An 11,204-nucleotide genomic window follows, 5' to 3' on the forward strand; every position below is an offset into this window, starting at 1 on the left:
AATCAAATTAAACTGATTCCGCAGCAAGTATGAATACTTGCCGCGTGCAGATAACATCTGCTGACTCTACGAATTGGGTTTGTTGACCTCGTCAACAAGCCAACCAGTCAAGCCTGACGACCATAGCGACTTGGTCCCACTCCTTCCCATCCCGAACAGGACAGTGAAACGAGCCAGCGCCGATGATAGTGCGGATTCCCGTGTGAAAGTAGGTCATCGTCAGGCTATTTACCCCTCAAAACCCCTCCAGCTCAGGCTGCGAGGGGTTTTGTTTTTGGTGGCTACAAAAGATCTAAAGCGCCCAATTTGGCAGAGATTGCGCGCTTTGCTTTGACGTATTTTGTTTGCTGGAAACGAGTCAACGAGTCGGAAATTTAGAAGAGACCAGGCATTAATTCAGGCCGCGGTGGCCGCAGTGACCGGGTGCCCAGTACGTCGCACCGATAGGGATGGCCACCGCCGCGTACAAGCATTATCTCGTCCACCATCCATTCGATGGGCTCTATCTGAATGATCGACCTGGGCCCTGGTCCCCAGTAGCTGATGGTGACGCGTGGCTTATTCCGCTGTTGCTTGCGTCGGTCCGCGGTCTTGAACCGAGAAGCACGGGCCGAAACTCTCGGTGCGCTCAGCACCCTATCGACCATTCTTCGGATCGTCTTCGAATCGATCCGAGAACGACTGGTGCCAGTTCAAACGGCGAGAACGGGGTGTCGCCAAGTCGCTGGCGTAGTTCCAGCCGATCCAATTCACAGAGGAGGTGTTCGCGCACCTTCTCCGGCAACTGGGCCATCACAAAGCATCGAGCGTGCGTCATGAGCGGCTGGGCATCGTCCCAGCGAGCCGACAGCTAGCGCTCTGCCGACAACAAGCTGTCGCGCACGAATCGCACGAGGGCGCGAGCCGTTTCGGAGCCGGCGGGCAACGGCAGCGTGAGCGCCTGGACGGTGTCGAAGCCGGCCACCAACCGCCAGCCGGGCAGCACATTCCGCAGTGACGGCGTCATGCCTGGACCGGGCGGTGCGCCAATCTCCTGCAAAGCCGCTATTGGCTCGACGCAAAAGTCCGGTGCGATGACCAGGCCGGCGCCGTGGCGGGCGAGTGCGATCAGGCCATCCAGGTCACTGCCCCAGGCCGAGGCTTGCAGCGAGACGTCCGCAACCCTGCCGTCGTCGTGCTGCCATTGACTGGCGAAGGGCTCCTCGCCCTGACCCAGCAGCAGCAAGGATTCCGCGGCCAGATCATGCGGGCTTGGTCGCTGCGACTGGCGGGCGCTGCCGTACGCACGGATCGCGAACTTCAAGACGGGTTGTGCGACCCAGGTCTCGGGCGGCTTGCTGGTGACGCGGAACGCGATGTCCAGCCCCTCGCGCAACAGGTCGACGCGGCGGTCGGTGAAGAAAAGCTCGTAGCGCACCGCCGGGTGCATCATCTGAAAACGCGCCAGCAGCGGCGCCATCACATGGCGGCCAAAGCCCGCGGTGGCGCTGATGCGAATGGTGCCGTCGAGCTGATCGCGCGTATGCCTCAGCGCCAGGCGCGCGCTCTCGGCGGCGTCCCGAACCGCGCGCGCGCGCGCATGCAGGCGGCGGCCGGCCTCCGTGAGGCCCAAGCTGCGCGTGCTGCGCGCAAACAAGGTCAGGCCGACAGCCTTCTCGATGGTGGCAATGCGGCGGCTGATGGCTGCACGCGTCAGCCCAAGATCGCGGGCGGCCTGGGCAAAGCTGCCGGCCTGGGCTATCCGCGCAAAAAGCTCCAGCGCGTTGGCGTCCAAGGCCTCCTCCGCGGCGGTCTGGCGCCGGCGGCCGATGCCGGGTAGGTTCGGATTCTTTGTCGACATTTGGTTGACGATTTGAAGACAGCTGGCCACCTACCGGCCGAAAAGTTGCCAATCTAGACTGCCTCCATTGCCGCCGCAAGCGCTTTTGTTTCGAGGTTCATCCCATGCCCAGCCTGCCCCTGACGCCCGCCGATGCGTTGCCAACGTCGGTTCCGACGACGACTTCGCTCGATCTGGACGACACCGACGCCTGCGATCTGGAGGCGCGGCGGTTCCCGACGCCGCTGCGCTGCAGCGACGGCCGCCTGCTGGCCGCCCAATGGTTCGAGCCGCCCGTGGCGGTCGGCGTGCGTGCTGTGGCCGTCATCGGCCCGGCGACGGCCGTGCCGGCCAGCTATTACCGCCACTTTGCCGAGTGGCTGGCTCGGCGCGGCTACGCCGTGCTGAGCTTCGACTACCGCGGCATCGCCGCGTCCCGCGAGGCGCTGCGCCAGGGCGAGGATGTGCGCCTGCGCGATTGGGCCCGTGTCGACATGGCGGCGGCGCTTCATGCGGCCGACCGACGCCGCCGTGAAGAGGCCGCCGCGCAGCAGCGCGAACTGGGCCTGCTGTGGGTCGGCCATTCCCTGGGCGGCAATTCGGTGGGCCTGGTGCCGGGCTTCGAGGACAAGGTGGACGCCGTGCTGGGCGTTGCGGCCCAGGTGGCCTATCTCGGGCACTGGTCGGGTTTTGCGCGGGTGCAGGCTTGGGTGTTCTTCCATCTGATGCTGCCGGTGCTCGTGCGCCTGCTGGGCCACGCGCCGGGGCGTGTGCTGGGGCCGCGTGCCCAGGACCTGCCGCCGGGCGCGGCACTGGAATGGGCGGCCTGGGGGCGCACACCGGGCTTCCTGTTCGGCGATGACAGCCTGGCGCGCGAGCGGGCTTACCACCGCTTCGGCGGTGAGGTGCACCTGTGGAACATCACCGACGACCACCTGTTCGGCCCCGCGGCCGCCGTGGATGCGCTGGCCAGGCAGTTCAGCGCCGCGCGCGTGCAAAGGCACAGCGTCGCGCCGGCCGACCTGGGCGTGAAGAAGATCGAGCACTTCGGGCCCTTCCGCCGCGACCTGGGCGCCAAGCTGTGGCCGCGGCTGCTCGCGCCCATCGAGGCGGCGTCGCCCAAGCTGGCGGCGCGGCTGTAGCCGCCAAAGACGCCACCGCGTGGGCCTGCGGTCACGCAGCCACGCGGTCACGCGCGCGTCATGACCGGCGGGCAGCATGCTCACCATGCCGACGACGCAAGACACCGCTGCTGCCGCCGACACGCCCACGCTGTCGGTGCGCACCGTCTGGATCTCGGACCTGCACCTGGGCACGCCCGGCTGCCAGGCCAAGGCCTTGCTCGACTTCCTGCGCGACGTCGAGTGCGACACCCTCTACCTTGTCGGCGACATCATCGATGGCTGGCAGCTGCGCCGCAGCTGGTACTGGCCGCAGTCGCACAACGACGTCGTGCAGAAGCTGCTGCGCAAGGCGCGTAAGGGCACCCGGGTCATCTTCATCCCCGGCAACCACGATGAGTTCGCGCGCAAATACCTGACGCACAACTTCGGCGGTGTCGACGTGATGGAGGAAGCCATGCACGTGACGGCCGACGGCAAGCGGCTGTGGGTCACGCACGGCGACCTGTACGACGGCGTCATCCAGTGCGCGCGCTGGCTGGCCATCATGGGCGACCTGGCCTACGAATTCACGCTCAAGGTCAACCGCTGGTTCAACCGCGTGCGCGCCAAGTGCGGCCTGCCGTACTGGAGCCTGTCGCGCTACCTGAAGCACAAGGTCAAGCGCGCGGTCAGCTATATCAATGAGTTTGAGAACGCCGTCGCGCGCGAGGCCAAGAAGCGCGGCGCGCACGGCGTGGTGTGCGGCCACATCCACCACGCCGAGATCCGCGAGATCGACGGCGTGCTGTACTGCAACGACGGCGACTGGGTGGAGAGCCTGACGGCGCTGGTCGAGCACTTCGACGGCCGGCTGGAGATCATAGACCGCGGCGACGAGGCGGCGCTGCCGGGCATGCTGCCGGCGGTCAAGTCAAAGGCCAAGCCGGTCGTGGCTTTGCCCGAGGCAGCGCCGGTGGCAGCGAGCGAAGTGGTCGGCTGAAGACGGCTCACACGCGGGCGGTTCACCCCCCCGCGCCGGACAATGCCGGCATGTCTTCGCTGATCGCGCACCTCGCCGCGGGCGCCACGGCCTACGCCTGCCGCCGGTCGGCGACCAAACCCACGCTGGATGTGCCGCTGCTGGCGGCCTGCGTCGTGCTCGCCGTGTTGCCGGACCTGGACTACCTGCTGTGGTGGTCACTGCGCCTTGCCGTCGAGCCGCGCATCACGCACAGCGTGGGCTTCGCGGCCGGCAGCGCGGCACTGGCGTGGCTGCTGCTGCGCGGGTGGCGTGCAACGGGCCGGTCACTGCGCCCACTGCCGCTGGCGTTGACGCTGCTGGCCGCCGCCGCGTCGCACGAGGTGCTGGACTTCCTCGTCGGCGTGCACCCGTCGCCCTGGCTGTGGCCGTTCGACCGCCAGGCATTCCGCTCGCCACTGGGGCTGCTGCCCAGCGCGGGGCGGCTCAGCTTCGACAACCCTTATCTGTGGCGCAACCTGCTCATCGAGACGGCCGTGCTGGGCCCGCTGATGCTGGCGCTGTGCGCCGCACGTCGGCGTGACGTGCAGCTACCGAAGACCGCGTGGATCGTCTTGTGGACCGTGGCCGCGGTGGCGTTGATCGCGTCGCTGGCCCTGCGCCGCTGACGCCTCAGCTCACCAGCCTCAGCAGCGCCTGCCCCGCGCGGATCTGCACGCCGGTGGCGATGCCCTCGGCCAGCTCGAACCCCTGGGGCACAAACACGATGATGGTCGAGCCGTGCTCGAACCAGCCCATCTCCTGGCCCTTCACGTGCGGTGCGCTGCAGGGCATCTCGTTCGCGCCCTTTCGACCGAGGTGCAGCAGCACGTCCAGGAAATGCAGGCGGATGCTGGCCACCAGGATGGCCGCCACCGGGACCAGCGCGACCGGGTGGCCGCTGGCCAGCGTCATGCGCACCACGGCGCGCTCGTTGCGGCAGAACAGCCGCTCCACGCGCTTCAGTGCCACCGGGTTCACGTTCCAGGTGTCGCCGCTCAGGTAGGTCACATGCTCCACCGTGCCGTCGGCCGGCGCGTGAAAGCGGTGGTACATCGCCGACGTCAGCCGCAGCGTGACGAAGCGGCCCCCTTCGAAGGCGCTCGCATCCTGCGTCGGCCCGAACAGTTCCTCGGTCGCGTACGGAAAGCCCTTGGCTTGATAAACCTGCCCGCGCTCGACGATGCCGGTCGCGCCGACGATGGCGTCGCTGGGGCTGGTGAACACGTCGGCCCGCGTGTCGAACACGCGCGAGCCGGGCTTCAGCTCGCGCGTGAAGCAGTCTTTCAGCGAGCGAAACTCGGTGTGCTTGGCTTCGCCCAAATCCAGGGGAATGAACCAGCGCCACACCGCAATCGTCAGCTTCGTCAGCAGCGGGCTCTCGATGCGCGAGAAGCGGCCCATCAGCTTGGTGAGCGCGATGCGCGGCACGCGGTTGGTGAGCAGGAAGTTCAGGTCCTCCTGCGCCACCAGGCGCTTGAACCAGCCGGTTCGTGAGCGTTCCGGGCCGCTCCCAAGCCGGCCCGCTGAGCGATGTGCATGGGGCTCGAGGCCGCTTGCATCGCCGTCCCCTTGGGGGACCGACTGGGCTTGCCCGCGTTCAGCGAGGCGAGACTGGGCGAACGGCTGCTTCATCTCAGAATTTCTGCGCCAGCATTTCGCGGAACACGCTGCGGCGTATGGCCTTGCCCGTCAGCGCCGGCGCGGTCCACCACCAGCCGTCGGCGCGCATCTCGTCGCACGCAGCGATGAAGCGATCCATCACCTCGGCACACTGGGCATCGCCGTAGTTCAGGCTGAAGATCAGCCGGCCCGTGCCCACCCAGCTCAACGCCAGGCCGTGCTTGCGCAGGTAGAACTGCAGCATCCAGTGGTAGCGGCCGGGCTGGTCGTACATCACCGTCCAGATCGTCGACAGGTTGGCCAGGCGCACCGGCGCGCCGGCCGCCTGCAGCCGCGCGTTGAACTGCGCGCAGCGTGCGTTCCAGCGCTCGTCCAAGCCGTCGTACAAGGCCTTCACGTCCGGGCGCTCGATGCGCTTCAGGAAAGCCGCCATCGCGCCCACCACGTACGGGTGGGCGTTGAACGTGCCGCGCGCAAAGCAGATGTCCGCCGGCCGGTCTTCGCGGTAGCGCTGCATCAGCGCGCGGCTGCCGCAGACGACGCCCACCGGCAGGCCGCCACCCAGCGTCTTGCCGTAGGTGACGAGGTCGGCCTTCACGCCGAAATACTGCTGCGCACCGCCCGGCGCGAGCCGGAAGCCGACGAACACCTCGTCGAAGATCAACACGATGCCACGTGTGGTGCAGACCTCGCGCAGCCGCTTCAGCCAGGCCGTGTAGGCCTCGCGGTCATAGGCCGCGCGGCGGCTGCCGTCGATCAGTGCCGAGTCGCCCGGCGCATTCGCATTGGGGTGCAGCGCCTGCAGCGGGTTCACCAGCACGCAGGCGATGTCACGCCGCGTGGCCAGCACCTTGAGGGACCGCTCGGCCATGTCCTGCAGCGTGAAGGTCTCGCGCGGCGGCAGCGGGTTGCCGGGGCCGGGCTGCACGTCCTCCCACCAGCCGTGGTAGGCGCCGGCAAAGCGCACCAGGCGCTTCTTCTTCGTGTGATAGCGCGCCAACCGCACGGCTTGCATGACGGCCTCGGTGCCGGACATGTGGAAGCTCACCTCGTCCTGCCCGGAGATGGCCTTCAGGCGCGACAGCACATCCAGCACGCAGGGGTGGTAGGCGCCCAGCACGGGGCCCAGCTCCTGGGCCGCCGCCACCGCCTCGGCGATGCATTCCTTGTAGGCGTCGTAGCCCAGCACGTTGACGCCGTAGGAGCCGGTCAGGTCGTAGAGCCGGTTGCCGTCCAGGTCTTGCACCTGTACACCGTCGCTGGCCTGCAGGAAGGCACCGACCTTCAGGTACTCGCGCAGCACCGGGCTGAACTGGAAGGGCACGCGGTAGCGGCCGGTGAAGCGCAGGTCCGAGATCGTGTCGCGCGCCTGCTCGGTGGCGGCCAGCGTCTTCGCGAAGCGCGTGTCGAACTCGGCGCCCAGGCGCTGCAGCGCCGCCTTGCGCCGCGCAGCGACGTCGGCCGGTGCGCCGTCGGCGGCAAAGAACTGCGCCTCGTCATAGGCATAGCCCGGCACCCAGCGCGCCAGCCGCTTGGCCATGCGCGAGTGGCCCGCCAGCGAGCGGTGCTTGGCCCGCGACAGCTCGATGCGCCGTTTGGCGGCGGGCAGCAGCGCGAGCAAGCCCAGCGCCAGCGCCGAAAGGGTGAAGGTTTCGTCCATCAGTGGGCCTGCTGGCCAACGTGGTCCATGGGATCGATGAGCTGCCCGCGCAGCAGGTACAGCGGCGCCTTCCAGTACAGCAGCACGTCATGGAAGGGGTCGGTGATGATCTTGAAACCCCAGGCCAGGCCTTGCATCAGGTTCTGCGTGATCCACAGCTGCACGACGCGAAAGACCAGGCCCGTCACACCCAGGCAGAACCAGGCCATGCCGACATCCTCGAAGAAGCCCTGCAGGCCCACGGCCGGCTCGATCAGGCCGCCCAGCGACGGCGACAGCCACAGCACGAGCGGCAGCGCGACCCACACCGACATCAGCACGATCTTGCGGCGGATGTTGTAGCCGATCTTGATCTCTTCCTTGTAGGCGTCGGTGGCCTGGTTCACGTGGTCGTAGCCGCGCGGCTCGAAGAAGAAGTGACCCGCCTGGCGCGTCGTCATCGACACGCACCAGGCCAGCAACGCGGACCACGCCGGGTTCACGAACAGCAGCGCATACGACACCAGGAAGCTCAGCGCGCTGATCAGGTGCAGCGTCTGGTTGATGCGGCTGTGGTGGTAGTAGCGGTGGTCGTCCCAGCGCTGGGTCTTCAGGGTTTGAAAGAACTCGTTCACGTCCCGTCCTCGTCGTTTGGGTGGCAAGCGGGGCGGATGGTGGGCCGCTTGCGTGAAATCGGCGTGACGGTCCGGTTGTCATCTTGTTGTTGCATGACTTGCTGACCATCGCGCCATGAACACCCCACACGACGCCGACGACATCCTGGTCGATGACCTGCCCGCGCCGCGCCATTCGCGCCGCCTGGCCGTCGTCACCGAGACCTACCCGCCCGAGGTCAACGGCGTCGCCATGTCGATGGCCCGCGTCGTCGACGGCCTGAACCGCCGCAACCACGACGTGCAGCTGATACGTCCGCGCCAGCCCGCCCGGATGACGGCACCGCTGAGCAGCCGGCCGACCGTCGACGAGGTGCTGACCAAGGGCCTGCCGGTGCCGCTGTACCCCAACCTGCGCATGGGCGTGCCCAGCAAGCGGGCGCTGGTGAAGCTGTGGTCGCTGAAGCGGCCCGACGTCGTGCACATCGCGACCGAAGGGCCGCTGGGCTGGTCGGCGCTGCAGGCGGCCCAGCACCTCGCTCTGCCCGTCACGTCGGACTACCGCACCAACTTCCACGCCTACGGCAAGCACTACCGCCTGGGCCTGCTGGCCAAGCCCATCATGGGCTATCTGCGCAAATTCCATAACCGCTGCGACGCGACCATGGTGCCCACCGAGGCCATGCGCGTGCAGCTGGCCGACCGCGGCTTCGAACGGCTCAACGTGGTGGGCCGCGGCGTCGATGCGCAGCGCTTCGACCCGGCGCGCCGCAGCGCGGCGATGCGCGACAGCTGGGGCGCCGGGCCGGACGATCTGGTGATGGGCTACGTCGGCCGCCTCGCGCCGGAGAAGAACCTCGCCGTCGTGCTGGCCGCCTACGAGGCCGTGAAGGCGCAGCAGCCCCGGGTGCGGCTGGTCTTCGTGGGCGACGGCCCGATGCGCGCGGAACTGGCCGCACGCGTGCCGGATGCGGTGTTCGCGGGCCAGCGCAGCGGCGAGGACCTGGCGGCGCATTACGCCGGGCTCGACGTGTTCCTGTTCGCCAGCCTCACTGAGACCTTCGGCAACGTGACGACTGAGGCCATGGCTAGCGGCTGCGCCGTCGTCGCCTTCGAGAGCGCGGCCGCGGGCGAGCTGATCCGCAGCGGCGTGAACGGCTGGCTGGCGGGGGCGGGCAAGGAGGCCGACTTCGTCGCGGCAGCGCGCGTGGCGGCGTTTGACGCGGCGGCGCGGCAATCCGTGTCGCAGGCCGCGCGGGCCACCGCCAGGCGGCTGGACTGGGGCGACATCACGGCGCGGTTTGAAGCCGTGCTGGAAGGCGCGATTGAGCGGGCCGAGCCGCAGTTCGCGTTGCCAGGGTTGCAGCCGGCAGCTTGAAGGTCAGCGAGTCAGCAAGGCACTGAGCCGCATACCCGGCATCCTCCGTCACGCCATCCGGTGCGTACGGCTGAATGCGGTCAGGCGTCCGCGCGAACGCAGGGTGGGCGTCATCGCGGCCCGTGCGGCAGATACATGCACCACAGCGTTGCGGCACCCAGATGCCCGCGGCCGGTTTCCTCGAAACCGGCACGCTGATAGAAGCCGACGTTTGAGGCGTTCGCCGTCTCCAGGTAGACGCCACCCGACTGACTGTCGCCAGCCGACAGGTCGCAGAACGACTTGAGCAGTTGCGACCCCAAGCCTTGACCACGCAGCCGTGCATCAACACCGATCACTCCAAGGTAGTAGTGCGGCGCTGGTGGCTTGGCTTGGTCAGCGATCTCGTCGTAAACCGCCATGCGGTCGTCCAAGCCGCTGATGTCGTGCTCGAAGCGGTCCCACTCGTTCATGAGGTCGGCGGGCCACGCAGGGCGTGCCGTTGTGTATCCCATCGCCGCGCCGCGGATGCCGGTGTCATCCCTGGCCACCAGGACTGGCATCTCGAGCGCGAAGCGTGCTCGCATCAGCAGCGAGAAGAACTGCGTCACCCGCTCTCGGTAGCCGGGGCTCGTCTGCAGCAGGTAACCCGTGATCGGATCCTGCGCGAACGCCGCCGCCAGACAGTCGACAGCTTCGTCCAGATCGACAGATGCGGCAGGAGTGATTTTCATGATGCCCGACGTGCGACGTGAGGTGCTGGCTGCAGGCCAGACCCCTTGCCGGATGGGTTAGGCGTCACCTTTGGGTTGCATGTACTTTTCGAAGTTGTCGATGTAGTCATCGAGGTTCTCCTCAAGCATGGCCTGGTACTGCTGAACGAAGTACTGGACTGTCTCCTGCCGCTTTGCTTTCATGTCTTGAACGTCTTCGGCCCAACAGGCTGAGTTCCACGCTTGAAAGCGAGCGCAACCGTACATGAGCGAAGCGCTCACCTTGCCTCGACCAACCATCGAGCAGTGCTCGTTGGCGAGATTGATGTGGCTATCGGCTCGATCGTAGAAAGTAGGATCTTCTTTGAGGTTGGCACCCATAGGGTTCTCGGAAGGTGTGTTGATCGAAGGTGGCTGGGGCTCCTGTAACGCCTAACGTTGAAGATGAGCAGCAAGCGGCGGCTTGTCGACGCGAGTCGGCTCAAGCGACTGGTTAGGCCTATCCACCCTCATACGAAACCACATACAAGATCGCCTTCTGAGAACCGCTTACAACAGTGAGCGTGCCAAATGTGTAGTCGCCACAGCACTTGTCTTCATCTGGCACGCAGGTTGTTTCTATGCCGGTAGTCACAAGGCTGATTCGCGTCTTTCGATCAGCGGATTCATATGTGATCTTGCCCTTGCTATCAGTTCGACGGGGAAGCTCAACTTGCTTTCCATTGACAACGATTCTCGCTGTCTCCGAAACACCGAGCACACATGTCCCATCACCACCAGCGCCAAGTTGCTCGCCCTTCATGTAACCCACAAGCGGCGGATGGCGCCGATACCAGTAGCCCTCGCCACATAGTTCAGATGGCAGATCGCCTACTGTGAGGCCGGCTGCAAAGGCCTGTTGGCTAGGCGCCGCAGTACAGATTGCGAGGAGAAGGCTGACGACAGATTTGCGCACGATCGCTTCCCGTTTGCTTAACGTGAAATTAGGCGTCAGCATTCTCGATCTCCGACTGCATAACTTCTACGTCGTGCCCTGACTCAAGCTCAAGGATGTAGCGCGGCTCTGGATTGAACCGCCCCGGGTTTCGAGGAGGCTCCAACTCAAGAGAATGGAGCTATGAGGAAGTCCACGAAGTTTTCGCCTGAGGTCCGTGAGCGCGCCGTGCGCATGGTGCTGGAGCACCGCGCTGAGCACCCGTCGCAGTGGGCCGCCATCGAGTCCATCGCCGGCAAGATCGGCTGCGTACCGCAGACGCTGCACACCTGGGTTCGCCAGCACGAGGTCGACGCCGGCCAGCTCGAAGGCGCCTCGACCGCC

12 protein-coding genes and 1 rRNA gene are annotated in these 11,204 nt (G+C 66.5%); 6 read left to right on the forward strand and 7 right to left on the reverse strand.

What is annotated here, in order from left to right:
* The first annotated feature begins 112 nt into the window (after nucleotides 1-112).
* Nucleotides 113-225, forward strand: a 5S ribosomal RNA gene (gene rrf, locus AC1D29_RS29335).
* A 625-nt stretch (nucleotides 226-850) separates the two neighbouring features.
* Here the strand turns inward: rrf and AC1D29_RS29340 are convergent.
* Complete coding sequence (locus AC1D29_RS29340) at nucleotides 851-1,774, reverse strand: LysR family transcriptional regulator (protein ID WP_477904266.1); 924 nt, start codon at nucleotides 1,772-1,774, stop codon at nucleotides 851-853.
* A 170-nt stretch (nucleotides 1,775-1,944) separates the two neighbouring features.
* Here AC1D29_RS29340 and AC1D29_RS29345 point away from each other — a divergent pair, with 170 nt between their 5' ends.
* The 3 genes from AC1D29_RS29345 (at nucleotide 1,945) to AC1D29_RS29355 (ending at nucleotide 4,569) form a co-directional block, all read left to right on the forward strand.
* Nucleotides 1,945-2,961 (forward strand): alpha/beta hydrolase family protein, encoded by a 1,017-nt coding sequence (locus tag AC1D29_RS29345; protein WP_477904268.1) that lies wholly within the window; start codon nucleotides 1,945-1,947, stop codon nucleotides 2,959-2,961.
* A 76-nt stretch (nucleotides 2,962-3,037) separates the two neighbouring features.
* Complete coding sequence (locus AC1D29_RS29350; RefSeq protein ID WP_477904270.1) at nucleotides 3,038-3,922, forward strand: UDP-2,3-diacylglucosamine diphosphatase; 885 nt, start codon at nucleotides 3,038-3,040, stop codon at nucleotides 3,920-3,922.
* A gap of 50 nt (nucleotides 3,923-3,972) precedes the next feature.
* Nucleotides 3,973-4,569: a metal-dependent hydrolase gene (locus AC1D29_RS29355; protein WP_477904272.1), complete on the forward strand. Its 597-nt coding sequence runs from the start codon at nucleotides 3,973-3,975 to the stop codon at nucleotides 4,567-4,569.
* Nucleotides 4,570-4,573: 4 nt separating this feature from the next.
* Here the strand turns inward: AC1D29_RS29355 and asd are convergent, their stop codons facing one another.
* The 3 genes from asd to AC1D29_RS29370 all read right to left on the reverse strand — a co-directional run bounded on the left by asd (nucleotide 4,574) and on the right by AC1D29_RS29370 (nucleotide 7,837).
* Nucleotides 4,574-5,410 carry an archaetidylserine decarboxylase gene (asd, locus tag AC1D29_RS29360; RefSeq protein WP_477904274.1) on the reverse strand — a complete coding sequence of 279 codons (837 nt, stop codon included), beginning with the start codon at nucleotides 5,408-5,410 and terminating at the stop codon, nucleotides 4,574-4,576.
* Nucleotides 5,411-5,576: 166 nt separating this feature from the next.
* Nucleotides 5,577-7,223, reverse strand: coding sequence for an aminotransferase class III-fold pyridoxal phosphate-dependent enzyme (locus AC1D29_RS29365; RefSeq protein WP_477904276.1), 1,647 nt, complete (start codon nucleotides 7,221-7,223; stop codon nucleotides 5,577-5,579).
* On the reverse strand, nucleotides 7,223-7,837 hold the full coding sequence (locus AC1D29_RS29370; RefSeq protein ID WP_477904278.1) for an Mpo1-like protein: 615 nt from the start codon (nucleotides 7,835-7,837) through the stop codon (nucleotides 7,223-7,225). Before AC1D29_RS29370 ends, AC1D29_RS29365 begins: the two co-directional genes overlap by 1 nt.
* Before the next feature lie 115 nt (nucleotides 7,838-7,952).
* Here AC1D29_RS29370 and AC1D29_RS29375 point away from each other — a divergent pair, with 115 nt between their 5' ends.
* On the forward strand, nucleotides 7,953-9,194 hold the full coding sequence (locus AC1D29_RS29375; RefSeq protein WP_477904280.1) for a glycosyltransferase family 4 protein: 1,242 nt from the start codon (nucleotides 7,953-7,955) through the stop codon (nucleotides 9,192-9,194).
* Nucleotides 9,195-9,304: 110 nt separating this feature from the next.
* Here the strand turns inward: AC1D29_RS29375 and AC1D29_RS29380 are convergent, their stop codons facing one another.
* The 3 genes from AC1D29_RS29380 to AC1D29_RS29390 form a co-directional block, all read right to left on the reverse strand.
* On the reverse strand, nucleotides 9,305-9,907 hold the full coding sequence (locus AC1D29_RS29380) for a GNAT family N-acetyltransferase (protein WP_477904282.1): 603 nt from the start codon (nucleotides 9,905-9,907) through the stop codon (nucleotides 9,305-9,307).
* Between the two features lie 57 nt (nucleotides 9,908-9,964).
* Nucleotides 9,965-10,267 carry a DUF3144 domain-containing protein gene (locus AC1D29_RS29385; RefSeq protein ID WP_477904284.1) on the reverse strand — a complete coding sequence of 101 codons (303 nt, stop codon included), beginning with the start codon at nucleotides 10,265-10,267 and terminating at the stop codon, nucleotides 9,965-9,967.
* A 118-nt stretch (nucleotides 10,268-10,385) separates the two neighbouring features.
* Complete coding sequence (locus tag AC1D29_RS29390; protein WP_477904286.1) at nucleotides 10,386-10,883, reverse strand: hypothetical protein; 498 nt, start codon at nucleotides 10,881-10,883, stop codon at nucleotides 10,386-10,388.
* Nucleotides 10,884-11,003: 120 nt separating this feature from the next.
* Here AC1D29_RS29390 and AC1D29_RS29395 point away from each other — a divergent pair.
* A partial coding sequence (locus tag AC1D29_RS29395; protein WP_477903542.1) for a transposase occupies nucleotides 11,004-11,204 on the forward strand: 201 nt, incomplete at its 3' end.

Source organism: Roseateles sp. P1_C6, assembly GCF_056406315.1.